Origin of the sequence: Rhizomicrobium palustre, assembly GCF_011761565.1 — a bacterium.
Taxonomy (GTDB): domain Bacteria; phylum Pseudomonadota; class Alphaproteobacteria; order Micropepsales; family Micropepsaceae; genus Rhizomicrobium; species Rhizomicrobium palustre.
Genome location: NZ_JAASRM010000001.1, coordinates 1528801 through 1554708, shown reverse-complemented (window position 1 = coordinate 1554708; position 25908 = coordinate 1528801). Strand labels below are relative to the sequence as shown.

Sequence of the window (25908 nt, the reverse complement as noted above, 5' to 3'; positions counted from 1 at the left end):
CGCTACGAAGAACCGGCTACGCCGATGATTTCCTGCAAATACGAAACGTAGTCTTCAAAAGCGCGCCGCCCATGCGGGGTCATCGCTACCCGAGTGCGCGGGCGCTTGCCGACGAAATCCTTTTCCACGCCGACATAGCCGGCTTCTTCCAGCGTGGTGATATGGGCGCCGAGATTGCCTTCGGTGGCGCCGACAATCCCTTTCAGGCGGACGAATTCGAGCTGCTCGCCTTGTGGCAGGGCTTTGAGGGCCGCCATGATCTTGAGGCGCACGGGCTGATGGATGGTGGGATCAGGCTGTTCCATATTACACCGTCCGGAACCAGAACCCGGCCAGGATCATCGATCCGCCTCCGACTACCGCCATCCAGAGAAAATACATGTCGGTCGAGAAGGTGACGAAGCCGTAGAGGGTGAGTGCTGCCACCGCGATACCGGAGATGACATAGCGCGGCCCCGCCCAAAGCCCCACCGCAACATACGCACAGCCGGTGATCAGCGCGGGATAGGCTACGAATTGCCGCGACATATGCGGTTGCATGATGAAATAAGTGGCCGAGACGAAGAAAAAGATCAGCACGCCCAGCGCGCCCATGCGCCAAGCTCGAAAACCCTTCCCCGCTTCACGCGGTAGGCGGCTGGAAATCGCGACGCCCCCGACGATGCCGAGCGGCACCAGGAAATTCCAAACCATGTCGCCGTATTTGGGCAGAAGGGCACAAACCCCGAAGCCGATCAGCCAGATCGTGCCCCACATGATCAGATGCGGCGAGGAGCGGTGATAGAAACGCAATCGTGCGCTTCGGCGCTCGGCTTCCACCGCTTCGGCGAGGGTTTTGGCGGCTTCTTCAGAGGAAATAGCCATCGCGTACAAATATCTCTCGTTAATCGTAGATAACTCTATCAGGCAGAGTTACTTGATGCAAGCCAGAAGTAGAAGCATGCCGCCAGGTCTGCGTGTCCGCCCTTTGCTGGCTAAAGCCACCCCCCATTGCTACAATGATGAAAGAAACTTCGTAATGGCGCCGCAGAGTGAGGATTTTCTTGCGTCCAGCTCAGATTTTTGCCGCTCTGGCCACCCTCGCCGCTGCCACGATGGGGGCATATGCCGCGCCGAAGGACGAGCTGATCGCGACCGACAAGGCTTTCTCCGAGATGAGCGCGGAAAAGGGCATGCACGCTGCTTTCCTCGCCTACATGACCGACGACGCCCGCCTGTTTCAGGGGCCCACCCCGCCGCTTTCGGGCAAGGCGGCGATCGCTGCAGCCTTCGCCGAGGAAGAAAAATCGCCCCACTATAAGGCGCAGAAACTGACCTGGACCCCGCTGGAAGCGGAAGCCTCGTCCGATGGCACTCTGGGCTGGACCCGTGGCACTTGGGTTTACACCGTGCCTGGCGAGAAGGATGCGCCGATCAAAGTCACGGGCTATTACGTTACCGAGTGGCGGCGTCAGACCGATGGCAGCTATAAATTTTGCCTCGATATCGGCGGCGCCGATAAGCATTGAATTCAAGGACTTGTCATGACTCATCCCTTGGACCGGCTGTTTGCGACCATCGCTGCGCGCAAAGAGGCTGATCCCTCCCTGTCCTACACCGCCAAGCTTTTGGCGGCTGGTCCTGAGCGCTGCGCCAAGAAGTTCGGCGAAGAGGCGGTGGAAGCTGTCATTGCCGCCGCCGCGGGCAAAAAAGGTGAGGTCGTCACCGAATCCGCCGATGTTCTTTATCACCTGATGGTGCTTTGGGCCGCGACTGGGGTGACCCCGGACGAAGTCTACGATACGCTGGCGGCACGCGAAGGCCGTTCCGGTCTCGAGGAGAAGGCCTCCCGCCGTTAAAGATGCGCATTCTGATCACACGTCCAAAGGAAGATGCAGCCCGCTTTGCCGAGCTCATCCATTCGCGCGGCCATGAGCCGGTTTGTGCCTCGCTTCTCACGGTGCGCTTTTTCGATGGCCCAGAACTGACCTTCGAAGGCGTTTCGGCGATTTTGGCGACCTCTGCCAATGGCGTGCGGGCGCTAGCGCGGCGCACCGAGGAGCGCGAGATTCCGCTTTTTGCGGTGGGGCCACAGACCGCCGATGCCGCCAAAGCGGCGGGGTTCGAAAAAGTGGAATGCACCGATGGCGATGCCGCCACCATGGCGGAGGCGATGCTGGATTATATCAAGCCGGAAGAAGGCATTCTGGTGCATGCGGCCAGCGCGGATAACGAAAACCGGCTGAAGACGCTTCTGGCCGAGGAAGGCTACCGCGTTTCCGTCGAGGTGCTTTACGAAGTTATCCCAGAGCACAAGCTGCCCGATGCTGCCCGCGCCGCGCTCGGCCAAGGCGCGCTCGATGCCGTGGTGGTGTTTTCGCCCCGCTCCGCAGATGCGCTGAAGGACTGCATCTTGCGTGCGGGTCTCACCGAATCCTGCCGTTCGGTGGCGGCGATTTGCATCAGCGCTGCGGCCGCCAAGATGTTGGAGCCGTTGCCTTTCAAGGCGGTGCTCGTCGCTGAGAAACCCAACCAGGCCGCCATGTTGGATGCGGTGGAGCGGGTCGCCGCAAATCCCTGATTTGGGCCAAAACGAAGAATTTTTGCGCGCCGCCCGCTTTCTGTTCAGCTTGCCTGAATTTGATGCCGAAAAGCTTTTGGCTCGCCTAGGCTTTCATCACAGGCCCCATTGACGGGAGGGCGTGCCCGCGGGTCATACTTCGGTATGTCCGCGCAACATCTTTCCGGCTCTTTGACTGATACGGGCGCCCCTTTCGGCGGGGGATTGCCGCAAGCCGGCGAGGCCCCCTTCGATGCTTATAAGCTTGGGTCTGCCTATGATGAGATGTTCGCGAGTGATGGATCTGTGCGGGCGCAATTTGCGGCGCTGGCCGAAAGGCTGATCAAGCTGGCGCCGGAAGAATTGCAGCGCCGCCAGCAGGCTTGTGAGACGAGCTTTCTGCATCAAGGCATCACCTTCACCGTCTATTCCGATAAGCAGGCGACGGAGCGGATCATCCCGACGGATTTGTTTCCGCGCATTGTCACCGCAAAGGAATGGGAAAAGATCGAAGCCGGGCTTAAGCAGCGCATTCTCGCGCTCAATCTTTTCTTGAAAGACATCTACACCGATGGGCGGGTGCTGAAAGACGGCATCATTCCCAGAAGCATGATCTATGGCTCCAAGCATTACCGCCGCGAGATGCGCGGCCTGCCGGTGCCCCATGATGCTTATGTCAATGTCTGTGGCTCCGATCTGATCCGGCGTGAGAACGGCTCCTTCGCTGTCTTGGAAGATAATCTGCGTGTGCCCTCGGGCGTGTCCTACATGCTCGCCAATCGCGATGTGGTGCGCCGGGCTTTCCCCAATCTTTTCCGTGCCCAAGGTGTGCGTCCCATCGATCATTATCCGCGCGAGCTTCTTTCGACCTTGCGGGCGCTGACCCCGGTGCGTGAGGACGTGTCGATCGCCGTGCTCACACCTGGCGTTTTCAATTCGGCCTATTTCGAACACGCCTTCCTGGCACGGCAAATGGGTGTCGAGCTGGTGGAGGGGCGCGATCTTCTGGTCAACGACAATGTCGTTTATGCCCGCACCACCTCGGGCCTCAAACGCATCGACGTCATCTACCGTCGCATCGATGATGATTTCATCGATCCTTTGATCTTCCGCGAGGATTCCGCGCTCGGTGTCTCGGGCCTTTTCAACGCCTATCGCGCTGGCAATGTCGTAATCGCCAATGCGCTTGGTACCGGGGTCGCTGATGACAAGGCGGTCTATGCCTATGTCCCGCGTCTCATCCGCTATTACCTCGCCGAAGAACCTATCCTCGAAAATATCGAGACCTATCTTTGCCGCGAGCCGAAAGCGCTTTCGCATGTGCTCGCCAATCTCGACAAGCTGGTGGTGAAGGCGGTGGGCGAATCCGGCGGCTATGGCATGCTGGTGGGGCCGCATGCCGCGCAAGCCGAACGCGAGGCTTTTGCGGAAAAGATCAAAGCCGATCCAGAGAATTACATCGCGCAGCCCACCATCCAGCTTTCCACTGCGCCGACCTTTGTCGATGGCGGGGTTGAGCCGCGCCATGTCGACTTGCGCCCCTTCATCCTGCATGGCGAAAAGACCGAGATCGTGCCCGGTGCGCTCACCCGCGTGGCCTTGAAGCGTGGCAGTCTGGTGGTCAACTCCAGCCAAGGCGGCGGGTCCAAAGATACATGGGTGCTGAGCCACTGACATGCTGAGCCGCGTCGCTGACAGTCTTTACTGGATGAGCCGCTATCTGGAGCGGGCCGAGCACACCGCGCGGCTCCTCGCAGTGAAGCTCGAAACCACGGTGGAACAGACCGGCGAAGAGGCGGAAGCTTCGTGGCAGCGTGTGGTGGCCTGTCTTTCGGCAGAGGAAGAAGCCCCGCGCGACAGTGATGCCATGGTCATCACCCAGCATCTCGCTTTTGATCGGGAGAGTCCCAATTCGCTTCTCGCCTCGCTCGCCTTTGCGCGCGAGAATGCCCGCCAAGTGCGCGAACAGCTCACTGTGGAGGTGTGGGAAAATCTCAATCGTCTTTATCTGAAGCTGCGCGGCAACGACATGCTGGATACGCGCTATCCGGCTACGATCTTCCGCGAGACGCTACAGGATCTGCATGCGCTGGGGGGCGTCACCTATTCCACCTTGAGCCATGGCGAGGGCTGGTACTTCCTCGAGCTCGGCCGCCATCTTGAGCGCGCGCAGCTCGTCTGCCGCCTGCTCGATCTGCATTTCGGCGCCGCCAAGATGATGGTGGCCGCCGAGCCGAAATATTTCGATTGGCTGGTGCTGCTCAAATTCTGTTCGGCCTTCGAGCCTTACTGCAAAGTCTACACCGCCGCGATCCAGCCGGAGAAGATTGCCGACTTCCTGCTCTTCGATCCGGAATTTCCACATTCGGTGCGTTTTTCCATCGACCGGGTCTGTGATGCGCTGTTGCGTGTCGCCCCAGGCGCGCCGCCGAACCGAAGGGCGAGTGTCGAACGCTTGGCTGGCCGCCTGAAGGCGCTCGCCGATTTCACGCAAGTCGAAGAGTTGATGGCGCAAGGCACCATCGCCAAATTCCTCGCCGACATCGCCGCGCAATGCGAAGAAATACACGACGCCGTCTACGCCGCCTATATCACCTATGGGGCAGAGACGGTTCTATGAGCTAAATGGGGGCGAGACGGCGAATGGCAGTTGGGCAGCGTCTCACTGCCATTCGCCTCTCTCGAGACCAGCGGGAAAGCTGAATGTTCTATTCGATCCGCCACATCACCCGTTTTCGCTATCTCGCCCCAGTGCGCGAGAGCGTGATGGAAATCCGCATGCAGCCGCGCTCCGAAGGGCCCCAGGCGCTGCGCTCGTTCCAGATCAACACCAATCCCCGCGCCCAGCTTTATGCCTATACCGACCATTTCGGCAATGCGGTCTATCACTTCAATGTGCTGCGGGCGCATGAAGAGCTGCGCATTGAATCCCAGGCCGTGGTGGAACTCACCCGCCGCACGAGCCTTCCCGAAGCAGCCGATATGCTCGAATGGTCGCGCTTCAACGGCTATAACCTCAATCACGATCATTTCGATCTGTTGGAGCCGTCGAAATTCACTGAAACTTCCGCGCTGCTCACCAGCTTCATCCAGGAGAATGGCCTCTCCAAGCCGGAGGGCGATCCGCTCACCGCGCTGAAGAAGCTCAACGCCACCATCAACGAAGCCTTCGATTATGAAAGCGGCATCACCGAGGTGAACTCGCTGATCGATCACGCCCTCACCGAAAAGCGCGGCGTCTGTCAGGATTTCACCCACATCATGATCGCGATCGCGCGAAGCTGGGGTATCCCCACACGCTATGTTTCGGGGTACCTCTATCATCGCCCGCAAGCCAAGGATCGCTCAGGTGCCGATGCGACCCATGCTTGGCTTGAATGCTATCTGCCGAGTTTGGGTTGGGTGGGCTTTGATCCCACCAATAACGTGGTCGCGGCCGAGCGCCATATCCGCGCCGCAGTGGGGCGCGATTACGCCGATGTGCCGCCGACGCGTGGCACCTATAAGGGCCCGTTGGAACACGAGCTTGCCACTGCGGTCTCAGTCGAGCCGACGCAAGCGCCGGTCAGGCACGAGGATTTCCTGCGCGTCGCACGCCCGATGTCTTCGCCGCCGCCGACCCCCTCCATGCCGGAGCGGCTCTATCACCAGCAGCAGCAACAACAGCAGCAGCAATAGCGCGAAGGCTTATCCCACGCGCTTTTGCAGTTCCGCGGCGACATCGCTGATCAGTGTTTTCCAGTCGCCGAAGCGGGCGGGATGGAAGGCGCGCGTGTTTTTGTACCAGGGATAATGATCCGTGCCGAGCTGCGGCCAGGCATAGCAGGCGCTGAGGATCCAGGTTTCGGTGCCGACACCTGCTGCAATGGCTGCCGAAGCCGTTGGCGCCGAGATGGCAAGATCAAGGGCCGCAGAAAGTGCCGCGGCGCCTTCCAGATCATCCTTCAGGTCAAGCCCGTCGATCACTTCGATTTTGATGCCGAATTCCTTTTCGGCGCGCGCGATTTCCTCGCTGCAATCGCCATATTGCAGATTGACGATGCGCACCCCGGGGATTTTGAAAATCTCGGCCCATTCGTCGGCGCTGCTATAGTATTTGCCGCGCTTGGTATCGAGTTTCATCGAGCGCCAGCAAACGCCGACCGTCAGGCCCGGCCCGCCCTTGGCCAGAATATCGCGATATTCGGCGACTCGTGCGGGATCAGGCTTCAGGAATGCTTCGCCTGGGAAATCGTCAACCGTCTTGCGCAGCCATTCATGCGGGCAGCCAAGCAAGACGAAATAGTCGGGATCGCCATTCTGGATCGCGAAGGGCACAAAGCGCCATTGCTGGCGAAGATCCTCACTGCGGATGGCGCGGTCCTCATAGGCCCCGACTTCCACCTCCGGGAAAGAGCGCTGGAACAGCGTCACCAGCCGCGCATCGACGGCGAGCTGCAGCTTGCCGGTGGGGCCGACAAGGCGCAGCATATCCGGAACGATGTTGGAAAAAAGGATTTCGTCGCCAAGCCCCTGCTCGGCAATGACCAGAAGCCTTTTGCCGGTCACATCCTCGCCCTGCCAGTAGGGGGCCTTGATAGGAACGTCCGCATAGAGACGGAACCGCTCGTTGCGGCGAACCTTATAAGCCTTGAAGCCTTCCTCGACACGGCCGAGGCCCAAAAGGCAATGGGCCCGCGAATGCTCGATCTCCATCACTTCGATGGGGTCCTTGCAGTATTTCGCAGCTTCGTCATAGGTCGGGAGCGCGTCGGACATCTGGCCGAGAAATTGGTATGCAAAGCCCAGATTATGGCGAAAGCTGCCGGAGCCCGGCTCCAGCCGGATGGCTTCGTGATAGAAGACAAGGCTTTCTTCGGCGCGTCCGTTTTCGGCCAGGACCGTGGCGAGTGAATTCCACAACAGCGCCTGATCGGGCAAGCGATAGATCGCACCCCGCAAGGTTTCGATCGCCTCCTCGACATGATCGAGATCCGCCTGTGCCATGGCGAGGTTGTTGTAGCCCAACGCGCAATTGGGCTCTGCGGCTATGTATTTGCGATACATATCCATGGCCGCGTCATGCAGCTCGAGCTTGAAGGCCGTCATGCCGATATCGATCAGAACATCGCTCGAGCTGGGGTTCAGCTGATAGGCTTTCTCGAAGGCAAGCAGCGCCTTCATGGTATGGCCCATGCGCTCCAGATATTTGGCGAGAAGATGAAATGCCGTGGGGTTGGTCTCATCGATTTCGGTGGCGCGCAAAGCTGCGCGGCCCGCGGCCTGAATATCGCCCCTGCGCCAGGCAACCACTCCGCTTCTGACAAAGCGCGAGGAGCGGCGGCGCTCCTTTTGGTGCTGGAATTCTTCCGCGAGCGCCTCAAGTTTGGAGAGCGCATCGAGCTTGGCGTTAAAATCGTCCAAGTCATTAAGCGTGTTGGCGGGGGCGAATTTGGCCATTTGGCCTTTAACCTCACGGATTTACCGCTGGAATTAAAGCCATTTCTACTTAAGCGGAGGTGAACAAAGAAGAGCGCGGGCCCTTTGTCCCGCTGAGGGTTTGTTAACTTTGTCCGTCTAAATTCGGTTTCACCCATCTTGTGGGAGTGCTTCATGCCTCTGAAACTGTCGCTCAAGCCTGGTGAGAAGTTCGTGCTCAATGGCGCCGTTATTACTAACGGTGACAAGCGCGCTACCATGGTGATCCAGAATAAAGCCTGTCTACTGCGGGAAAAAGATATCATGCAGCAGGAGGAAGCCAATACGCCAGCGCGGCGCATCTACTTCCCGGTCATGATGATGTATCTCGATCCCGAGGATGTGACCCGATACTACAATGAATTCGCGATCCGTATGACCGAATTCATGGGCGCGATCGAGAACCGCGAAGCGCTTGCGAACTGCGTAGAGATATCCCGAGAGGTCATGGCCGGCTCCTATTACAAGGCGCTGATGATCTGCCGGAAGTTGTTTGATTTCGAAGGAGCGCGGCTCAACTATGTCCCTGAAATCGTACCAGAACACGCAGCGAGTTGTTGAGAGCCCTCGTGAGATGGAATACCGCCTGTTTGGGCAGGTAACCGGCGCGATGCTTTCGGCACAACGTGAAAACAAGAGCGGCGGCAGCCTTGCCGAGGTTGTGGATTCCAACCGCAAGCTCTGGCGCCTTCTGGCCGCTGATTGTCTCGACAATTCCAACCGCCTGCCGGAAGGATTGCGCGCCAATATCGTTTCGTTGTCGCTGTTCGTAACGCGCTATTCCAAGGATGTGATCCGCAGCGGCGCTCCGCTCGATCCGTTGATCGACATCAATCGTAGCATCATGCAGGGCCTCGAGGGGCAGGGCTGAACGCGAAACCTCTTTTGGATGAAAATTGTAAAGTGGCCGGCCGCTGTGCCGGCCTTTTTGTTTTTCCGTTCCACGCGAAAAACCTGTGCACAGAAATTGCCGGTAGGCAAAACGTTCCCCGGACAATTGTGCCTCAACCGCTCAAGACGGTCATAAAAGCCTTTATTTTCGGGCTTTTTTACACTGGCACGAGGCTTGCGATCAGGTTCTGCGGGCGCCTCGCCCACAGTCACTAAGCCGGAAGTGGAGAATACAAACATGTTGAGCGTCAACACCAATTCAGGTGCGATGATCGCCCTCCAGTACTTGAACAAAACCCAGTCCGATATGCAGACGACGCAAAACGCGATCTCTACCGGAATGAAGGTCTCGTCTGCGAAGGACGACGGTGCTGTATACGCGATCGCCCAGAACATGCGCGGCAATGTCGCCGGCTATAAGGCCGTGAGCGACTCGATGGATCGTGCCATGTCGACGACCGATGTCGCGCTCTCCGCCGGCCAGTCGATTTCCGACCTGCTCATCCAGATGAAACAGAAGGCCCTCTCGGCCTCCGACAAATCCATCGATACCGCCAGCCGCGATGCTTTGAACAACGACTTCACCGCGATGCGCGATCAGATCACCTCGATCGTCAAGAATGCGGTCTTCAACGGCTATAACCTGCTTGACGGCTCGACCAATGCCATCAGCGCCCTGGCCTCGCCGGATGGCGTCAACTCCCTCAAAGTTTCGTCGGAGAACCTCTCGCTCGGCGGCTCTATCGTCACCGTCAAATCCACCAACCAGATCAACACCGTCACCACTGCCAAAAACATGGTCTCGGTGGTTCAGGCTTCGCTGAAGAACGTCGACGCCGCGCTCGCCAAGCTGTCGGCGGGCTCCAAGCAGTTCTCGATCCAGCTCTCCTTCACCTCCAAGCTCACCGATACGCTGACCACTGGTATCGGCTCCTTGGTCGATGCCAACATGGCCACCGAAAGCGCCAAGCTTACCGCCCTGCAGACCAAGCAGCAGCTTGCGGTGCAGGCTCTGTCGATCGCCAACTCCGCACCGCAGACGATTACGCAGCTGTTCCAGTAATCGCGCAGAAGCGCGACAGAAGAGGGCGCGGGAACCGGCTCCCGCGCTCTTTTCTGGCGTTTTCGCGCTTAGGAATGTTCAAGCAAGGTTGCGAGGGATGCCCCGCGCCTTGCTTTTTTCTTTTCCGGACAAGGCGCTGTCTCGCGGGATATTAGCGTCCCCTCGCCTTGCCGTTGCGGCAAGCTTTTCCAGGTCAAGCGGCAGGAATTGCCCAGCTGGGCAGAATATGCCGGCCCGTTTTTGCGCTCCTTAAAATGCGCTTCAAAGCCCTCGAAAACGATTTGGCGCGGTCCCGCTAAAAACAAGATTAGCGAAGTATTACCGAGGCTTACCCGGCTTTCGGCACGCCCCTTGCGTATCAGTATGCAGGGCATAACGCCCCTTGAGCAAAACGCTCGCTGTTAACAGCCAGAATGGAGAAATTATCATGGCTCTTAGCGTCAATACCAACGTTGGTGCGATGACTGCACTTCAGTACCTGAGCAAGACTCAGGGCGACATGCAGACCACGCAGAACGCCATCAGCACGGGCATGAAAGTGTCGTCCGCTAAGGACGACGGCGCTGCCTACGCAATCGCGCAGAACATGCGCGGCAACGTTGCGTCGTATGAAGCGGTGACTGACTCGTTGAACCGTGGCATGTCCTCTGTGGACGTCGCCATGTCCGCCGGGTCGTCGATTTCGGACCTCTTGATCCAGATGAAGCAGAAGGCCCTTTCGGCTTCTGACAAGTCGCTGGATACGGCGAGCCGTTCCGCTCTCAATAACGACTTTACGGCGATGCGCGATCAGATCACCTCGATCGTGAAAAACGCCTCCTTCAACGGTTATAACCTGCTGAACGGCACTACCAACTCGATCTCCGCCCTGGCGTCCGTGGACGGCCAGAGCACGATCAAGGTGTCGGCGCAGAACATGAGCCTGTCTGGCGGTATCGTGTCGGTGAAGACCACCGACAAGATCGACACCGTGACCAACGCGGGCAAGATGGTCTCGACGGTTCAAACCTCTTTGAAGGCGGTCAACGCCGCCCTTGCCAAACTGTCGGCCGGTTCGAAGCAGTATTCGATCCAGCTGTCGTTCTCGTCCAAGCTGTCCGATACGGTCCAGGCCGGTATCGGCAACCTGGTGGACGCGAACATGGCCACCGAAAGCGCCCGCCTCACCGCGCTGCAGACCAAGCAGCAGCTCGGCGTGCAGGCCCTCTCGATTGCCAACTCGGCTCCGCAGACGGTTCTGTCTCTCTTCCAGTAAGCGTAAAGCGGTGGCGGGCCCCAAATGCCCGCCACCGGTTTTGTCCGCTGATGAGAGGCTTAGCCTTCATCCCCGGGGCGTGGGTAGGGGTAAAAAGAAAAACGGCGGCAGAAGCAAAAAGCTTCGCCGCCGAATTTTTTTGTACGCGTCCCGAAATGCGGGTTCTATTTCTCCATCAGGAACCAGGTCACGTCGTCCTGCGGGAAATAATTGTCGCGGTGATAGACAAAGCCGTAATCGACCAGCTTCAGGTTATAGCGTTCGATCAGCTCGCCGGCGAAATCGCGCTTGAAGAGGCGGTCTTCGTTGCCGCGATAATTCACCGTCACCGGGCTCGGATTGTAATACTCACAGACCATGATGTAGCGGCGCGACAGCCGGTAGAGATTGGCATAGACCTTCTCGAGCTGTTCCGGGTTGATGTGGATCAGCACGCCCTTGGTGAAGCTGAGGTCATACGGGGTCTCGGCGGAAAGCTCATCCAGAATGGTACCTTCGGTGATGGTGGCAACCCCCGCGGCGCGCGCCTCGGCGGCGGCGTTCGGATTGATCTCATAGGCCGAAAGCTCGAAAGCGCTCTTCATGCGCTTTAAGGCGCGCAGGTTCAGGCCGATGTTGCAGCCCAACTCTACGATGGAGGTGATGCCTGGTGCCGAGCGCAGGATCTGGGTGAACAGCGCAACATTGGAGGCGATGATCGCCTCGCCCTGATTGCGCTTCAGATATTCGTCACCGAAGCTTCCCGCCCAAAAGCGCTCCTGTTCGGTCTTGAAGGTCATGGTTCGGCGTCCTTGAGGTTAGAGCCCCAAGACCAGTTTCAGCGCCTGCACCACCCGGGTGGCGTCGCTGATGGTCATGGAGGCGTAGAAGGGGATGGACAGCGCCCGAGCGTAATAGGCGTCGGCACCCGGCAGATGGGTGATGCCATAGCGGGCCGCGTAATAGCGCTGACGGTGCACCGGATAATAATGCACCTGGCTGCCGATACCTTCGGCGGCAAGCTTTGCCATTACCTCGGCCCGGCTCATCTTCACCGCGGCAAAATCGATCAGCACCGGATAAAGATGCAGCGTCGGGGCGCAATCGGTATGAGAAACCGGCTGCACCACGGGGCTGAGCGGCGCCAAAAGGCAGTCGTAAGCCGCGGCGAGGGCTTTCCTGCGCGCCATGAAGCGGCTGAGCTTGTTGAGCTGCGAAATCCCCAGCGCGCATTGGATATCGGTGGCGCGCCAGTTAAAGCCCGGCTCTTCCAGCTCGTAATACCAGGGATTGGGCGCATCCGGCGCGGCAAACGCATCCGCAGTGGTCTGGAAATGGGCTGGATCGCGAGTCATGCCGTGATTGCGGCATAACCGCAACGCTTCGGCCCATTTGGGATCGTTGGTCGTCACCGCCCCACCCTCGCCCATGGTCACGGTCTTGACCGGGTGGAAGGAGAAGGTGGTCATATCGCTGAGGGCATTTTCGCCAACCAGCTTTTCCTCAGCGCCAATGCGATAGCGCGTGCCGATGGCATGGCTGGCATCATCAACGATGTTCAGCCCATGCTCGCGGGCGATCTGGGCGATGGCTTCCACCGCGCCGCATTGGCCGTTGAGATGAACATTGAACACCGCATCCGCCTTGCCGCCGGCGCGGGTCAGCGCCGCTTCCAGATCGGTAGGGCGCATCAAGCCGCTATCGGGATCGACATCGGCAAAAACGATTTCCGCACCCGCCATATGGGGCGCGCTCGCGGTGGCAAGAAACGTGATGGAAGGCACGATCACCGTAGAACCGGGGCCAAGGCCTAAGGCTTTCGCGGCCATATAGAGCGCGGCGGTGCCATTGGAGCAGACCACGGCATGGTCCGCGCGCACGCAATCTTTCAGCGCGGTTTCGAATTTGGTGACCAGCGGGCCGGTGGTGAGGTAATCGCCGCGCAACGCGTCGGTCACGGCGGCGATGTCGTCGTCTTCGATAATCTGGCGCCCGTAAGGCAGAAAGGGCTGGGTCTGCTCTGCCTTTGGCTCCGGGGCCGTCATGCGTAGGCCTCGGTCAAGAGCTGCTGCAGTCCACGCGCATCAAGCTGCTCGGGATTGTTGTCGCTCGAATAGGAGAAGCCTTCGGCCACCGGCTTGGCGCCGCGATTGAGATAGGCTTCGCGCAAGGCGGCGGCAAAGCTCGCCAGGATCACGAAACGGTCGTCCATCTCCAGCGTGCAATGGGCGTCGTCCGCGGGGATCATGGTTTCATGCAACTTTTCGCCGGGGCGAATGCCGATGATTTTCTGCGGCAGATTGGGGCTCAGAATATCCGCAAGGCCGGTGATGGTGGTGGAGGCGATCTTGGGTACGAAAATCTCGCCGCCGCGGCTCATCTCCATGGAAGAGAGCACCAGGTTCACGCCTTGCGTCAGCGTGATCCAGAAGCGGGTCATACGTGCATCGGTGATGGGAAGTTCGGTTGCGCCATCTGCCGCTAGCTTCTTGAAGAAGGGCACCACGGAACCTCGTGAACCGACCACATTGCCATAGCGCACCACGGCGAAGCGGGTGCCGTCGGCGCCGGACAGGTTGTTAGCGGCCACGAAAATCTTGTCGGAAGCGAGTTTCGACGCACCATAAAGATTGACCGGATTGGCGGCCTTATCGGTGGAAAGCGCGATCACCTTCTTCACATTGCGGCGCAGCGCCGCGTAAACGAGGTTTTCCGCACCCAGTACATTGGTGCGAATGCATTCGAAGGGATTGTATTCGGCGGCGGGAACCTGCTTCAGCGCGGCGGCATGAACCACGTAATCGACATTCGCCATGGCGAGGTCGAGGCGGTCGCGATCACGCACATCGCCGATGAAGAAGCGCAGGCAGGGGTGCTGTTCCACCGGAAAGCGCTGCTGCATCTCATATTGCTTGAGCTCGTCGCGCGAGAAGATAATCAGGCGGCGCGGCTTGTAATGCGCCAGCACGGTCTTGACGAAATGGTTCCCGAAAGAGCCCGTTCCGCCCGTGACCATCACGGTCTTATCGTTAAGGTCGATCCAGGGCTGGCTGAAATCGCGCAGGAAACTGCGCTTTTCGTCCCCGGTTTCGCTGCCTTCGAGAACCTGCTTTGCCTGCTGAGTCATGGCTGTACCATTGATCATCTCAGGGGCGAGGATTGCAGAACACAGTTAACAATTGCCTGACGGAAACCGATCTTTCACGCTTTTGAGCCAATAACTACGGGTCTTGTCTTTTTCCGGCACGGTTTTACCGCCGGATGTAGGCGGGGTTCTGTTAACCGCAACAGGTAGATTTGGATGTCTTCATCGCCTGCCCGCTATGCCTGCCTGCCCCGGCCCCGGCTGGAGGAAAATGGTGTCTGGATCGAAACCATCCAGCCCGGCGACATCGAATCCATCCGGCTGTGGCGCAATGCCCAGCTCGAAGTGCTGCGCCAGCCCGCCCCCATCACGCCGGAGCAGCAACAGGCTTATTTCGCGGCCCAAATTTGGCCGACGCTGGCCCTGGCTCAACCCTGCAATATCCTCGTTTCTTACCACGCTGGCGAAAGGCTGATCGGCTATGGCGGCCTGGTACACATCGCCTGGGAGCACAAACGGGCCGAGATTTCCTTTCTCCTCGATCCCGCGGAACTGGCGCCCAAAGAGCATTATGCGATGCGGTTCAAAGCCTTCCTGGGGCTGATGAAGACTCTCGCGTTCAAGGATTTGGGCCTAAACCGCCTCTTCACCGAAACCTATGCCTTGCGGCCCGATCACATAGCGGTGCTCGAAAGCGCGGGCTTTGTGCGCGAGGGCGTTATGCGCCAGCATGTGCGAATCAACGGTGTTGGCGTCGATTCCCTTCTTCATGGCTGTCTTTGCAGCGACCAAACGCACGGCGAACCCCAATGAGCAACATCCGGAAAGTTTTTGTCAGCGGTGGCGCTGGCGTCATCGGTCGGGAAATGATCCCCAAGCTGGTGGCGCGCGGGTTCGAGGTGATGGTCGGCGATTTAAAGCCCAGGCCGGAGCATTTTCCGTCTTCGGTGCATTACCGCCAGGGTGATCTCAACCATATCACCGAAGGCGAGCTTGCCGCCTTTGCGCCGGATTGCTTCATCCATCTCGCCGCCACTTTCGAGCGCTCGACCGAGACCTATGGCTTCTGGGAAGAGAATTTCTGGCACAATGTCCGCCTCTCCCATCATCTGATGACGGTGACGAAGGATCTGCCCAGCTTGAAGCGGGTGGTCTTTGCCTCCTCCTATCTCATCTATGATCAAGCGCTCTATCAGTTCGATGTGGCGCAGGAAAAGCCGCGCACGCTGAACGAATCCGATCCTATCCTGCCGCGCAATCTCACCGGCATGGCGAAACTGGCCCATGAAATCGAGCTGCGTTTCCTCGATGGTTTCCGCGCTGAGGCTTTCACCACCGCTTGCGCCCGCATCTATCGCGGTTATGGCTGCAATTCGCGCGATGTGATTTCGCGCTGGATACGCATGCTGCTCGCCGGCGAGAAGATCACGGTCTATCGCCCCGAAGGTCTCTTCGATTACATCTATGCCAAGGATACTGCCGAGGGCCTGATCCGCCTCGCCCTCTCCGATGTGCGCGGCATCATCAATCTCGGCACCGGGCGTTCGCGCCGCGTCGCCGATGTGGTCGAGGTGTTGCGCCAGCATTTCCCCAAGCTGGAAGCCGAAACGGCGGAAGCCGATATCCCCTTCGAAGCCTCTGGCGCCGATACATCTGCTTGGCAGAAAGCAATTGGCTGGCTGCCTGACTATGATCTTGAACACGCGATCCCAGAAATGATCGCGTTTGAGAAAACCAAGAAAGCCGCCCCGCCCGCGCCGGTCTACGGCAATGTGCTGGTGACCAGCGCCTCCAAGAAAGTGCCGCTGGTGCGGGCGTTGCAAACCGCCGCCAAGAAGCTCAAGCCTGAGATTAAAGTGATTGCGGGCGATATGAACGAGGCCGCGCTGACGCGTTATGTCGCCGATGATTTCTGGCGTCTGCCCCGCACCGATGCGGCGGCGGTCGAAAGCTTGATCGCGGGCTGCAAGGAACGCGGCATCAAAGCCATCCTGCCGACACGCGATGGCGAACTCCACTTCTGGGCGGAACAGAAGGCGCGCTTTGCGGCAGAAGGCATTGCCGTTCTGGTCTCGCCCGCCGCTTCCATCACCCGCTGCCTGGATAAGCTCGCCTTCGCCCGTTTTGGTCTGGAAAAGGGCCTGCCCTTCATCCCGACCTTCGAGGCGCCGCAAGGCGATGGTCCTTTTGTGGTGAAGGAGCGTTTCGGTGCCGGTTCGCGCGGGCTTGGCCTCAATCTTTCAAAGGATGCCGCTCTTGCCCATGGCGCAAAATTGGAAGCTCCGATCTATCAGCCGCAGATCCGCGGCCGTGAAATCAGCATCGATGCCTGGCTCGACCAAGCGCATAAAGTGAAGGGCCTGGTGCTGCGCGGGCGCGACAGCGTGGTCGATGGCGAATCCCAAATCACCACCACCTTCCGCGATGCGGGTCTCGAAAAAGCCGCCGCAACCATCCTGGAGGCTCTGGAACTCTCCGGCCCCGTGGTGATGCAGGCTTTTGTAGTGGACGGAAAACTCGCGGTGATCGAATGCAATCCGCGTTTCGGTGGCGCCTCCACCACCTCCATCGCCGCGGGTCTCGACAGCTTCACTTGGAGCCTTACCGAAGCCTTTGGCGGCGGTGTCGCCGCGCTCAGCTTCGACCGCGTTCCCGGCGAGGTCCGTCAAATCCGCGTTCCAGGCGATATCTATGTCTTTGGTCCTGATCTTTGATCTCGATGATACGCTCTATGACGAGCGGACTTATGTGGAGTCCGGCTTTCGCGCCGTAGCGGCGGAGGCCGAGCGCCGCTTTGGCTGGGAGGCGAAGGCCTCTTTCCGCATGCTGCGCAAGCTGCTGGATGAAAATGGCCGCGGCGCGATTTTCAATACTTGGCTGGAAAGCCATGGCAAACTGAGCAAGGCCGAGGTGAAACGCGCGCTTGCGGTCTATCGCGCGCATACCCCCGAGATCCACCTCAACGCGCCTGCCAAGAAACTTTTGCCCAAGTTAGCCCGGAACCATCCGCTTTATCTCATCACCGATGGCAACAAGCTGGTGCAGCAGAAAAAGATCGATGCGCTGGGTCTCGCGCCGCTCTTTCGTAAGACATACGTTACCCATTGCTATGGCGTCGCCCATGCCAAACCCTCGCCGCGCTGTTTTGAGCTGATCCGCGCCCGCGAGAAATGTGCCTGGAGCGATATGGTCTATGTCGGCGATAATCCAGCCAAGGATTTTCTCCCGCTCAACCGCCTCGGCGGCCACACTATCCGCGTCTTGACCGGCTGCCATGCCAAAGCCATCGCGCGCCCCGGCTATGAGGCGCAGCATGTCATCGCGAGTCTGGAAGAATTGCCGGACGTGCTCGCCGCTTTATAGCCCGCCCACGATCATCTCTTCGGCCAAGGCTTCGCCGCGCTTTACATCGCGCGTCGCCTTTTTGCCCAGCACGGCGTCCAGGAATTTCGGGCGCAGGCCAAAGGAAGGCCGGATGGAGCGCACATTTTCTGGTGTGAACACCTCGCCCGCCTTCACATCCGCCACCACATAAAGCGAGCGGCGATATTTCAGCCCCTTCACTTCCGACGGCGCAGGCTGATAGCGCGGTGATCCGATCGCGCTCTTGGCGATGCGCACATCGCGCACCAGGCGGTGCAATTCATGGGGTTCGAGTGAAAACGCGCTATCCACCCCGCCATCGGCGCGGGCGAGCGTGAAATGCTTTTCGATGATATTGGCGCCCAGCCCCACGGCGATGGTGGAGATGGTCGTATCCATGGTGTGATCGGAAAGGCCCACCACCACGTCCAGCTTCCTGGCGAGATCGGCGATGGTGGAAAGATTGGTTTCTTCCGGCGGGGTCGGATAGGCCGCCACGCAATGCAGCACCGCGATTTCGCTCGCGCCGCCTGCTTTAGCCGCTTCAACGGCTTCGGCAATCTCATCCCACACGGCCATACCGGTAGAGATGATCAGCGGGCGTCCCGTCGCCGCCACCTGTTTGATCAGCGGCAGGTCGACGATTTCCGACGAGGCGATTTTGTACGCAGGTGCATCCAGGCTTTGCAGCAGCGCGATGGCCGTGGGATCGAACGGGGTCGAAAAAATCGTCAGCCCGATTTTTTTGGCATGGGCGAAAAGATCCGCATGCCATTCCCAAGGCGTATGCGCCTCTTCGTAAAGCTCGTACAGGCGGCGTCCGTCCCACAGCCCGCCTTCCACCATAAAGTCCGGTCCATAGGCATCGATGGTGATGGTGTCGGCGCGATAGGTCTGCAGCTTTACCGCATCGGCGCCGCTCTCCTTGGCGGCATCGAGAAGCGCCAGGGCCCGCTTCAATTCGCCATTGTGATTGCCGGACATCTCAGCGATGACATAGGGCGGGTGATCCGGTCCGATTTTGCGCCCGGCAATGCTGATCGAACGGCTCATCTTCAGCCCTCGCGAAATTTCCCGGCAATTCTGGGGAAATGAGGGTTACTAACCGCTTAAGGAAATTGGTGACTCTTTTCTTGGTATGACGCGCGCGAGTTAACCCTTCCTTCAGCTTTCTCGCTTTTCATTCAATTGGTAACGGATCAGCAGCAGGTCTCCGGCGATTGTACACCCGTCCGGGAGTTGGCGGTCATGAACAAGTTTGAAACCCCGCGCGTTGTCGCTGTTATCCAGGCGCGGATGGGATCCACACGGTTTCCAGGCAAGGTCTTGAAACCCATCGCGGGCAAGCCTCTGCTCTGGCATGTCGTGCACCGCCTCGAAAAGTCCCGTTGGATCAACGAAATCGTGGTCGCGACCAGCGTCAACCCGCGCGATGACGCCCTCGTCGAATATTGTAAGGCCGAAGGCACACGCGTGGTGCGCGGGCCGGAATTCGATGTTCTCTCCCGGTTTGCCCGCGCCGCCGAATTGACTGACGCGGACGTCATCGTGCGCGTCTGCTCGGATTCGCCGTTTATCGATGCGGGCTATACGGATCATCTCATCGACGCGATGCTCGATCAGGCCTGTGATTTCGTGCAGCTCGAGGAAGGCGCCGTTACCGCCCATGAGGGGATCGACGTTTTCAGCCGCCACGGCCTTGATAAGCTGATGATGGATGTCGCCGAGGATCCAGTGGCGCGCGAGCATGTGGCGGGGTATTTCCGCCTGCATATGGATTTCGTGCCGGTGGCGCGCGCCAAGCCTTATCCCGCGCTCGCCAAGGAAGTCGGCCGCCTCTCGGTCGATACGCCAGATGATCTCACCTTCATGGAAGCGGTGCATGAGCGCCTGCATGCCAAGGCGGGTGAGGCGACGCTGGCCGATTTGCTGCTGCTGCTCGAACGTGAACCTTCCTTGCGCAAGATCAATGCCCATGTCCGTCAAAAGGGCATTGCGCCGGAAGGCGGGCTGGTTCTGATCCGCTGTGATAGTGAAGGCGAGGCAGGCGCCGCACGCGTCCGACGTATGATTGATCTTGCCCGCGCCTTGCGTGACCGCCAAAGCATCGGCGTCACCTTCGCGCTTACCGGCTCAGAACAAGCCCTCGCTGCGGTACAGGCCGCTGGTTTCGAGGCGGAACGCCTGGCGAGCCCTGATGCTCCCATGGCGGCGCTCTCGCGCCATCCCGATATTCTGGTGTTGGATGGCGGCGAAGGGCTTTCGCGCAGCGATACCGAAGCGCTCGACATCGCCTATAAGGTTGCGATCGAAGATTATAGCGATCGCCGTCTTGCCTGTGACGAAGCCTTTTATCCGCCGCTGCCGCAGGCCCAAGCGCTTACTTGGTCGGGATCGAAATGCCGCGTGCATACCGGCTGGGAATGGAGCCTTTCCGGTCACGCTCCGGCGGGTTCCGCCGTGCGTCCAGCTTCGCCAGTTCTGTCCTTGCTGGTGATCACCAGCGACGCCTTGGTGGGCCGCCTCGCCAATGCACTGCAAAGCCTGGATCCCGTGTTCCGCGCCCGTTTTGTGCTAGGGGCCGATTGCAAGGATCGCGACCGGCTGGCGCGTTCCATCGTGCGCCTTGCGCCCAATTTTGAAACCGTGGAAGGGGCGAACGGCCTCGCCACGGAATTTACTTCCAGCGATGCGGCTTTGGTGTGTTTTGGCCCGGTGGCCTATGATCTTGCCGCCGCAGGAATCCCGGCGGTTTATCTCAGCCAGAATGAAAGCCAGTCCGGTGCCGCCGCGGCGTTCGAAGGCGCCGGCATGGGCATTTCCTTGGGTCTTAGCGCGCAGGATAAGCTCATCGCGCAAGCGGTCTGGTCGCTGCTGAACGATAGTGCCCGCCGCCGCGAAATGCGCGCCGCCGGGTTGATGACTATCGATGGGCTTGGTGTCACCCGTGTCGCGACCGCTCTATCGGCTGCGCTCACCGCCCATCGCGAGCATCACCGCGCCGTCAGCTAAAGCGCATCGATTTCGGCTTTGGTTTTGGCGAAGACCTCAGGCCAGGCAGCCGGCGTTTTGGCGAGCAGCAATTTGGCCGAGGGGCCGAAGGCTTCCCTATCGGACCCGAAGGTGGTCCAGCTCAGCGCGTGCTGCAGCTTGAAGGTGGCAAGACCTTGGCCCGCCGCCAGCCACGATACCGCCGTCGGCGCTGAGACCACGCAATCGAGTACGGAGATCAGTGCCGTGGCGCGGTCGAGCTCCTGTTTCTGATCGATGCCTTGCGGCACCACCAGCTTGCGCCCGCTGAACGCTTCCAGAGCCGCGATTTCCGCATCCTGCGCGCCATATTGCACCACAACGACGCTGCCTTTGAGATCGCGGATAAAGGCAGCCCAAAGTTCAAGCGGCGCATAAGCAAGGCTGCGCGCCCCGCCGGAAAGTCCGCTCCGCCAGCAAATGCCGGTCAAAGGCCTGGGGAGCTCCGCGAAAGCTTCGCGCCAGCTTTGCGCTTCGGCCGCGTCGGGCACGAGATAGCGATGCGGCGCGGGAAAATCCTCGCGTGATTTGCGCAAAGTGCGCGGCAGGCTGCCCATCTCGATGAACGCGTTGGCGCCGCCGATTTTCTTCAGCCAGCCATAATGGCTGCGGGCCCCGTCATGGCGCTGTTCCAGCTCCCAATCGTGACAGATCACAGAGGGAAAAGAGCGGGCGAAAAGCGGCGTCAGCCGTTTCTCGCATTCAAGAATGATCTTGCCGCCTTCGGCTTCGGCCCGGGCGATCAGGGAAGGCAGCACGCTTGCGAACATCAGATGGTCGCCCACGCCTTGCTCGGTGGTGACCAGCAGGCGGGTTTTCTTCAAGCTCTCGCCGCTCCAGCGCTTCAGCCCGTGATCTGCTTGCGGCACCTTGCCCGGCACCTGGATGCGGGCGGCATAATCGCGCCAGCCGTCTTTGAAATTGCCGCGCGCCAGATGCAGCACGGCCCGGTTCAGCCGCGCTTGTGCCGTGGCAGCGTTATTACCCGCCTTCAAGGCTTGATCATAAAGCGCCAGCGCTTCGTCTTCATGGCCGCCTTCGGCCAGCATATCGGCGAGATTGACCAGCGCCGCCAGGAAACCCGGGCGGCAAACCAAGGCCTCACGATAGAGTGATAGCGCGTCATCCAGCGCGCCTTGTTCGCGGCGCGTATTGCCCAAGGCCAGCAAAAGATCGGCGTCAGCGCGATTGTGTTCCAAAGCGGGACGCAAGAGGGCTTCCGCTTCGCCATGGCGATCCAATTGGCGCAGGAGCGAGGCGAGGTTGACGAGTGCTTCTGTCCGTCCCGGCTCGGCTAAAAGCACCTGGCGAAAGAAGTTTTCCGCCGCCTGGCCCATGCCCAAGGCGCGAGCGGTGTTGCCGAGGGCGAAAAGAACCCGTCCGTCGGAAGGGTTGGCGCCAAGGGCGCGCTCAAAAGCCTCGATGGCGCGCGCGTGCTCGCCAGCGGCTGAAAGCTTCAATCCTTGCGCGTAGAAATCCATGCCCCAAACTCGCCTGTCCGCGCTTAAGGAAGTGCTAAGCACGTTGGCGAATTAAGCTGCCATTAACAGGAAATAGGCCAGAATGGCCTTGGGATTAAGGGATTTTACGCGCGTGGCCGGGTTTGTCACCGGATTGGATACGTCGTTGCTGGTGAACTACTACAATAGCCAGCTCACGCAGACGCGCGCCAACGCCACTTCGGCGCAGTCGTCGATGACGGCGGCTGCAAAAAAGAACAGCGCCACCGCCAAAGATGTGACGCCCTGGACTCAGAAGAATCCGACCCAGGAAGCGCGCGATGCTGCGGTTATGGCGCTGGCACAATTCAGCAGCACGAGCAATTCGTGGAAGACAAGCTTCATGGATACGTCGAAAGTGCCCCTTTCGGGTGGCAATTCGACCGATACCAAGATGGAGCAGGATAACCAGAAGCTCTTCGCGCTCTATAACGCGGTCAACAATCTTTCCTATCTTGCGGTGATGGCCAAGCGCGACGGGGTCACCGATGCGCAACGCGCGGGCCTCAATTCGCGCTTCCAGGCCGGTCTCACGGAAATCCAGAAATATATTTCGAGCGCCAGTTTCAATCAGTTCACGGTGCAAGCCCAAACACCCTCTGCCACGGTCACCTCCTCGGCGGCGGTGGCGACAGCCAGTTTCGATTACACCGGCACGGTTTTGGCGAGCGGCAATACCGTCAACAATGCGCTGCCCGGCGTTTCCAAATCCGACAGTTTCACGGTCACCGTCACCAAGGGCGACACGACCACGCCGGTGTTGATCGACCTTTCCAAGGTCCAGGGCGACCTCACCATGGGCAACATCGTTTCCTATGTGAACGATCAGCTCAATGCGGCAGGCCTCGCCACCCGCTTCAGGAAGACCCTTGTTGCAGGCACGGAAGATGGCACTTCCACCAGCAAGGCGGCGGCGCAGTATTCAATGCAGATCGTGCCGGGCGGCGTCGAGCAGGTGTCGCTCTCGGCGGCCAAGACCGATGCGGCGCTTTATATCTCCGGCACCACCGGCCTTGATAAAGCCACGTCCACCCAAGGCGTCGATTCCCAGGGCCGTTTGACCAAGCTCTCCAATCTCAGCGACCCCTCCGTCGATTACGCGCAGACCATGTCGGTCAGCTCGTCGACGGGCGCGGGCTCTTCTACGGCGATCTCGACCGTGGTGGATTCGAGCGGCAACGTCTACATGCTCGGCAATGCCGCGGGGAACATCGGCAATCAGCTCAATCAGGGCTCGCAGGACGTTTATCTCACCAAATATGATTCCGCCGGCAAACCGCTGTGGTCGGAACTGGTGGGCAGTGCCGGAACGGCTACCGCAGGGTCTTTGACCCTCAATCCCAAGGGCGGTGTTGTGGTGGTGGGGTCGACCACCGCCCAGCTCACGACTACGGCGATTTCGAACGGCAATCAGGACAGCTTCGCCATTTCCTATGACGCCAATGGCAGTCAGAAATGGACCACCCAGCTTCCCACCCTCAATGCCAATTCGGCCAATGCGGTGAGCGTGGATAGCAATGGCAATGTCTATATCGCTGGCCAGACCAAGGGCCTTATCGGCCTTGGCCAGACCAATGCGGGCGGCCAGGATGCCTACGTCACCAAACTCGATGCCCAGGGCAAAATCGTCTATCGCCAGCAATTCGGCACGTCGGGCAGCGATAGTGTAGCAGCCACCGCGATGACCTCTTCGGGCGATCTTCTGGTCGCCTCGGTGCAGGATGGCCGCGCTGTGGTGAGCAAATATACCGGCGGTGATGCCACAAAACCTGCAGCCTGGACCCAGGATCTCGGCGATCTCAAAGGCGGTTCGCTCGGCGATCTCGCGGTGGGCTCGGATGGAACGATCTATGTCTCCGGCGCCACCCGCAATACCGCGATGAGCGCAACGGTTGCGCAAGCCTCTTCCGGCGGTGCGGATGCCTTTGTGATGTCGCTCAGCGATAATGGTTCGAGCGCCACCGCCAATTACGTCAGCTATGTCGGCACCAGCGGCGATGAGACCGGCAAAGGTCTCGCCATCGGCTCGGATGGTTCGGTTTATCTCACCGGCTCGACAAACAAGACCTTCGCCGGGCAAATCCGCTCGCAAAACGACACCAACAATATGTTCGTGGCCAAGCTGGATTCCAGCGGCCATACCGCTTGGACCCGCCAATATGGCGGCCTCGATGGGCAGTCTGTCGGCACCGATATCGCCATTGATGAAGATGGCTCGAGCGTGCTCGACTCGCTCGGCCTTCCCACCGGCAAGGTCACGGGCCAGCAGAACACCGATCTCACCACCGCCACCACCTTGCGTGCCGGGGATACCTTCAAGGTCGCGCTGGAAGGCACGGCCGCGCGCACCTTCACCGTCACCATCGATAAGGGCGAAACCCTCAATTCGCTGGTCACCAAGATCAATTCCCAGTTCGGCGGCAAAGGCAAAGCCTCGATCGTCTATGGCAAGACCGGCGCCTCGCTGAAACTGGAAGTGAATTCGGGCGTCACCGCCAAGCTGGTTGCGGGTCCGGCCAATTTCGATGCGCTGGGCCGCCTCGGCATCACGCCGCAAACCCTTTCCAAACCGGCAGCTTCGAGTTCCTCCTCGAGTTCGAGCACCAGCTCCACCTCGACTTCAAGTTACGCGCTCGGTTTGGTCTCCAATCTCTCCGTGGGAACAACCACCAGCGCCTCGGCGGCGCGCGCGCAGTTGTTGAGCGTGCTCGGCAACATTCAAAGCATCTATCAAAAGAGCAATCAGGTCTCGCTGCCCTCCTCGGGTCCGCTGGGCAATCAGACTGCGATGTCGGCGGCCGCCGCGGCCTATAGTGCGAAGGTCAAAACCGATGCGAGCCTTGCCCTCGCCATCCTGTCGACCTGAGATTTCGTCCCAACAGACGGCACTTAAATAGATTCCCGAATAGATTCCCGCACACAAAGAAAAACGACGCCAGGTCTCCCTGGCGCCGCTTCCCTCCACCAAAACTTTTTCGCGGCTCAGATCACGCCGTTATAGATCATCGCCACAGGGTTCTTCTTGTAATTGGCGCTGGCGGGGGCGTAAGTCACTTGCGGGGCATGCTGGCGATCCACCTCATTGGCCACCGCCTTGATCAGGCCTTCGCTCGCATTCTTCACGCGCACCAGAAGGCGCTGATGCATTTTCAGCGTGTCGCGAAATTTCGAGGTGGCGGCGATCAGGCGCTTCTTGATTTCGCTCGGCGCGGCCTTGGTGCGCTGCGGGTCCATATTGGTGACCTCGCGGCTATAGAGCATCGTCAGCTTTTCGATTTCGGGGTCGAGCGAGCGCATCTCCTGCGGGCGGCCCGCTTTCAAGGCCGCGATATCGCCTTCGAGCGCTTCATAAAGCCGTTCAGCCATTACGATGATGCGTTCGAGCTTTTCGGTCTCTGGATTCATGGCGTGGCTCCTTGTGTGGGCGCGGCCTGGCCCGAAGTGCTGGCTTCCTGATGCTTCAAGAGTTCAGCGGTAATATGCGGGGCAAGGCCAATGCCGCCTTGCTTGGAAAGCTGCTTGCCGTATTCGTCGAGCATCAGCGAGCGGAACATCGCTTCGCCCTGCCCGCCGCCGAAAGGTCCGTCGGTGGAAAGGCCGGAGAACATCTGCCCCAGCATCTGAGTGAGGAAGACGCCTTCGAAATCCTGGGCGGCTTTTTGGGCCCGCGCCGTGTCCTTGGTGGCGGCAGGCGCTTTGACCGCGCCGCCGAGCTGGGCTGTGGTAGCAGGAGCTGAGATGTCCATT

General features: G+C 59.7%; 25 protein-coding genes. 15 read left to right on the top strand and 10 right to left on the bottom strand.

What is annotated here, in order from left to right; translation table 11 throughout:
• Window positions 1–2 precede the first annotated feature (2 nt).
• The gene (locus tag FHS83_RS07020) at window positions 3–305 is read right to left on the bottom strand and encodes a winged helix-turn-helix domain-containing protein (RefSeq protein ID WP_167082227.1); all 303 of its coding nucleotides are present in this window, start codon (window positions 303–305) and stop codon (window positions 3–5) included.
• 1 nt (window position 306) lies between these two features.
• Window positions 307–864 (bottom strand): hypothetical protein, encoded by a 558-nt coding sequence (locus FHS83_RS07015; RefSeq protein ID WP_167082225.1) that lies wholly within the window; start codon window positions 862–864, stop codon window positions 307–309.
• Between the two features lie 179 nt (window positions 865–1043).
• On the opposite strand from FHS83_RS07015, the gene FHS83_RS07010 reads away from it, so the two are divergent.
• From FHS83_RS07010 to FHS83_RS06985, 6 genes are all read left to right on the top strand, one after another.
• Window positions 1044–1508 (top strand): YybH family protein, encoded by a 465-nt coding sequence (locus FHS83_RS07010; RefSeq protein ID WP_167082223.1) that lies wholly within the window; start codon window positions 1044–1046, stop codon window positions 1506–1508.
• Between the two features lie 15 nt (window positions 1509–1523).
• Window positions 1524–1838: a phosphoribosyl-ATP diphosphatase gene (locus FHS83_RS07005; protein WP_167082221.1), complete on the top strand. Its 315-nt coding sequence runs from the start codon at window positions 1524–1526 to the stop codon at window positions 1836–1838.
• A gap of 2 nt (window positions 1839–1840) precedes the next feature.
• Window positions 1841–2560 (top strand): uroporphyrinogen-III synthase, encoded by a 720-nt coding sequence (locus FHS83_RS07000; RefSeq protein WP_167082220.1) that lies wholly within the window; start codon window positions 1841–1843, stop codon window positions 2558–2560.
• 264 nt (window positions 2561–2824) lie between these two features.
• Window positions 2825–4213 carry a circularly permuted type 2 ATP-grasp protein gene (locus tag FHS83_RS06995; protein ID WP_208414984.1) on the top strand — a complete coding sequence of 463 codons (1389 nt, stop codon included), beginning with the start codon at window positions 2825–2827 and terminating at the stop codon, window positions 4211–4213.
• A gap of 1 nt (window position 4214) precedes the next feature.
• Window positions 4215–5159, top strand: a complete 945-nt coding sequence (locus FHS83_RS06990) for an alpha-E domain-containing protein (RefSeq protein ID WP_167082216.1) — start codon at window positions 4215–4217, stop codon at window positions 5157–5159.
• Window positions 5160–5242: 83 nt separating this feature from the next.
• Window positions 5243–6217, top strand: coding sequence for a transglutaminase family protein (locus tag FHS83_RS06985; protein ID WP_167082214.1), 975 nt, complete (start codon window positions 5243–5245; stop codon window positions 6215–6217).
• Window positions 6218–6226: 9 nt separating this feature from the next.
• On the opposite strand, the gene FHS83_RS06980 is transcribed toward FHS83_RS06985, so the two are convergent.
• Window positions 6227–7978, bottom strand: coding sequence for a tetratricopeptide repeat protein (locus tag FHS83_RS06980; RefSeq protein WP_167082212.1), 1752 nt, complete (start codon window positions 7976–7978; stop codon window positions 6227–6229).
• 153 nt (window positions 7979–8131) lie between these two features.
• Between FHS83_RS06980 and flbT the strand changes: the two genes are divergently transcribed.
• From flbT to FHS83_RS06960, 4 genes are all read left to right on the top strand, one after another.
• Window positions 8132–8557: a flagellar biosynthesis repressor FlbT gene (flbT, locus tag FHS83_RS06975; RefSeq protein ID WP_167082210.1), complete on the top strand. Its 426-nt coding sequence runs from the start codon at window positions 8132–8134 to the stop codon at window positions 8555–8557.
• A 13-nt stretch (window positions 8558–8570) separates the two neighbouring features.
• The gene (gene flaF / locus FHS83_RS06970) at window positions 8571–8867 is read left to right on the top strand and encodes a flagellar biosynthesis regulator FlaF (protein ID WP_243846193.1); all 297 of its coding nucleotides are present in this window, start codon (window positions 8571–8573) and stop codon (window positions 8865–8867) included.
• 258 nt (window positions 8868–9125) lie between these two features.
• Window positions 9126–9950 carry a flagellin gene (locus FHS83_RS06965; RefSeq protein ID WP_167082206.1) on the top strand — a complete coding sequence of 275 codons (825 nt, stop codon included), beginning with the start codon at window positions 9126–9128 and terminating at the stop codon, window positions 9948–9950.
• A 427-nt stretch (window positions 9951–10377) separates the two neighbouring features.
• Entirely contained in the window at window positions 10378–11205 is an 828-nt protein-coding gene (locus tag FHS83_RS06960; protein ID WP_167082204.1) for a flagellin, read from the top strand.
• Window positions 11206–11369: 164 nt separating this feature from the next.
• On the opposite strand, the gene FHS83_RS06955 is transcribed toward FHS83_RS06960, so the two are convergent.
• From FHS83_RS06955 to pseB, 3 genes are read right to left on the bottom strand one after another with little or no spacing between them, the layout of a single operon-like run.
• On the bottom strand, window positions 11370–11984 hold the full coding sequence (locus FHS83_RS06955) for a pseudaminic acid biosynthesis-associated methylase (protein ID WP_167082202.1): 615 nt from the start codon (window positions 11982–11984) through the stop codon (window positions 11370–11372).
• 18 nt (window positions 11985–12002) lie between these two features.
• A complete protein-coding gene (gene pseC / locus FHS83_RS06950) occupies window positions 12003–13229 on the bottom strand; it encodes a UDP-4-amino-4,6-dideoxy-N-acetyl-beta-L-altrosamine transaminase (RefSeq protein WP_167082200.1) in 1227 nt (408 codons plus the stop codon).
• Window positions 13226–14311 (bottom strand): UDP-N-acetylglucosamine 4,6-dehydratase (inverting), encoded by a 1086-nt coding sequence (gene pseB / locus FHS83_RS06945; protein WP_167082198.1) that lies wholly within the window; start codon window positions 14309–14311, stop codon window positions 13226–13228. The genes pseC and pseB overlap by 4 nt, the downstream gene beginning before the upstream one ends.
• A 174-nt stretch (window positions 14312–14485) precedes the next feature.
• Between pseB and FHS83_RS06940 the strand changes: the two genes are divergently transcribed.
• Genes FHS83_RS06940 through FHS83_RS06930 form a run of 3 tightly spaced genes read left to right on the top strand, consistent with a single transcriptional unit; the run spans window position 14486 to window position 17632 of the window.
• On the top strand, window positions 14486–15082 hold the full coding sequence (locus FHS83_RS06940; protein WP_167082196.1) for a GNAT family N-acetyltransferase: 597 nt from the start codon (window positions 14486–14488) through the stop codon (window positions 15080–15082).
• Window positions 15079–16983: an NAD-dependent epimerase/dehydratase family protein gene (locus FHS83_RS06935; protein ID WP_167082194.1), complete on the top strand. Its 1905-nt coding sequence runs from the start codon at window positions 15079–15081 to the stop codon at window positions 16981–16983. The genes FHS83_RS06940 and FHS83_RS06935 overlap by 4 nt, the downstream gene beginning before the upstream one ends.
• The gene (locus tag FHS83_RS06930; protein ID WP_208414264.1) at window positions 16961–17632 is read left to right on the top strand and encodes an HAD family hydrolase; all 672 of its coding nucleotides are present in this window, start codon (window positions 16961–16963) and stop codon (window positions 17630–17632) included. Before FHS83_RS06935 ends, FHS83_RS06930 begins: the two co-directional genes overlap by 23 nt.
• Here FHS83_RS06930 and pseI read toward each other — a convergent pair.
• Entirely contained in the window at window positions 17627–18685 is a 1059-nt protein-coding gene (pseI, locus tag FHS83_RS06925; RefSeq protein ID WP_167082192.1) for a pseudaminic acid synthase, read from the bottom strand. The two genes, FHS83_RS06930 and pseI, sit on opposite strands and share 6 nt — an antisense overlap.
• A gap of 195 nt (window positions 18686–18880) precedes the next feature.
• Here pseI and FHS83_RS06920 point away from each other — a divergent pair, with 195 nt between their 5' ends.
• A complete protein-coding gene (locus FHS83_RS06920; protein WP_167082190.1) occupies window positions 18881–20644 on the top strand; it encodes a cytidylyltransferase domain-containing protein in 1764 nt (587 codons plus the stop codon).
• Here FHS83_RS06920 and FHS83_RS06915 read toward each other — a convergent pair.
• Complete coding sequence (locus FHS83_RS06915; RefSeq protein WP_167082188.1) at window positions 20641–22143, bottom strand: tetratricopeptide repeat protein; 1503 nt, start codon at window positions 22141–22143, stop codon at window positions 20641–20643. The two genes, FHS83_RS06920 and FHS83_RS06915, sit on opposite strands and share 4 nt — an antisense overlap.
• Before the next feature lie 112 nt (window positions 22144–22255).
• Between FHS83_RS06915 and FHS83_RS19765 the strand changes: the two genes are divergently transcribed.
• Window positions 22256–25027, top strand: coding sequence for an SBBP repeat-containing protein (locus FHS83_RS19765; RefSeq protein WP_167082186.1), 2772 nt, complete (start codon window positions 22256–22258; stop codon window positions 25025–25027).
• Window positions 25028–25143: 116 nt separating this feature from the next.
• Here the strand turns inward: FHS83_RS19765 and FHS83_RS06905 are convergent, their stop codons facing one another.
• Together FHS83_RS06905 and FHS83_RS06900 are read right to left on the bottom strand one after the other, a co-directional pair.
• The gene (locus FHS83_RS06905) at window positions 25144–25566 is read right to left on the bottom strand and encodes a hypothetical protein (protein ID WP_167082184.1); all 423 of its coding nucleotides are present in this window, start codon (window positions 25564–25566) and stop codon (window positions 25144–25146) included.
• Window positions 25563–25907 carry a rod-binding protein gene (locus tag FHS83_RS06900; protein ID WP_208414263.1) on the bottom strand — a complete coding sequence of 115 codons (345 nt, stop codon included), beginning with the start codon at window positions 25905–25907 and terminating at the stop codon, window positions 25563–25565. Before FHS83_RS06900 ends, FHS83_RS06905 begins: the two co-directional genes overlap by 4 nt.
• Window position 25908 lies beyond the last annotated feature (1 nt).

Bases quoted from the DNA above. Each gene is read 5' to 3' on its own strand.
- flaF (WP_243846193.1), top strand. From the start codon at position 8,571: ATGGAATACCGCCTGTTTGGGCAGGTAACCGGCGCGATGCTTTCGGCA.
- FHS83_RS06990 (WP_167082216.1), top strand. From the start codon at position 4,215: ATGCTGAGCCGCGTCGCTGACAGTCTTTACTGGATGAGCCGCTATCTG.
- FHS83_RS06985 (WP_167082214.1), top strand. From the start codon at position 5,243: ATGTTCTATTCGATCCGCCACATCACCCGTTTTCGCTATCTCGCCCCA.
- FHS83_RS06905 (WP_167082184.1), bottom strand. From the start codon at position 25,566: ATGAATCCAGAGACCGAAAAGCTCGAACGCATCATCGTAATGGCTGAA.
- FHS83_RS06960 (WP_167082204.1), top strand. From the start codon at position 10,378: ATGGCTCTTAGCGTCAATACCAACGTTGGTGCGATGACTGCACTTCAG.
- pseB (WP_167082198.1), bottom strand. From the start codon at position 14,311: ATGACTCAGCAGGCAAAGCAGGTTCTCGAAGGCAGCGAAACCGGGGAC.
- FHS83_RS07015 (WP_167082225.1), bottom strand. From the start codon at position 864: ATGGCTATTTCCTCTGAAGAAGCCGCCAAAACCCTCGCCGAAGCGGTG.
- FHS83_RS06900 (WP_208414263.1), bottom strand. From the start codon at position 25,907: ATGGACATCTCAGCTCCTGCTACCACAGCCCAGCTCGGCGGCGCGGTC.
- pseC (WP_167082200.1), bottom strand. From the start codon at position 13,229: ATGACGGCCCCGGAGCCAAAGGCAGAGCAGACCCAGCCCTTTCTGCCT.
- FHS83_RS07020 (WP_167082227.1), bottom strand. From the start codon at position 305: ATGGAACAGCCTGATCCCACCATCCATCAGCCCGTGCGCCTCAAGATC.
- FHS83_RS06935 (WP_167082194.1), top strand. From the start codon at position 15,079: ATGAGCAACATCCGGAAAGTTTTTGTCAGCGGTGGCGCTGGCGTCATC.
- flbT (WP_167082210.1), top strand. From the start codon at position 8,132: ATGCCTCTGAAACTGTCGCTCAAGCCTGGTGAGAAGTTCGTGCTCAAT.
- pseI (WP_167082192.1), bottom strand. From the start codon at position 18,685: ATGAGCCGTTCGATCAGCATTGCCGGGCGCAAAATCGGACCGGATCAC.
- FHS83_RS06980 (WP_167082212.1), bottom strand. From the start codon at position 7,978: ATGGCCAAATTCGCCCCCGCCAACACGCTTAATGACTTGGACGATTTT.
- FHS83_RS06930 (WP_208414264.1), top strand. From the start codon at position 16,961: ATGTCTTTGGTCCTGATCTTTGATCTCGATGATACGCTCTATGACGAG.
- FHS83_RS07005 (WP_167082221.1), top strand. From the start codon at position 1,524: ATGACTCATCCCTTGGACCGGCTGTTTGCGACCATCGCTGCGCGCAAA.
- FHS83_RS06920 (WP_167082190.1), top strand. From the start codon at position 18,881: ATGAACAAGTTTGAAACCCCGCGCGTTGTCGCTGTTATCCAGGCGCGG.
- FHS83_RS06915 (WP_167082188.1), bottom strand. From the start codon at position 22,143: ATGGATTTCTACGCGCAAGGATTGAAGCTTTCAGCCGCTGGCGAGCAC.
- FHS83_RS06965 (WP_167082206.1), top strand. From the start codon at position 9,126: ATGTTGAGCGTCAACACCAATTCAGGTGCGATGATCGCCCTCCAGTAC.
- FHS83_RS06955 (WP_167082202.1), bottom strand. From the start codon at position 11,984: ATGACCTTCAAGACCGAACAGGAGCGCTTTTGGGCGGGAAGCTTCGGT.
- FHS83_RS07000 (WP_167082220.1), top strand. From the start codon at position 1,841: ATGCGCATTCTGATCACACGTCCAAAGGAAGATGCAGCCCGCTTTGCC.
- FHS83_RS06940 (WP_167082196.1), top strand. From the start codon at position 14,486: ATGTCTTCATCGCCTGCCCGCTATGCCTGCCTGCCCCGGCCCCGGCTG.
- FHS83_RS06995 (WP_208414984.1), top strand. From the start codon at position 2,825: ATGTTCGCGAGTGATGGATCTGTGCGGGCGCAATTTGCGGCGCTGGCC.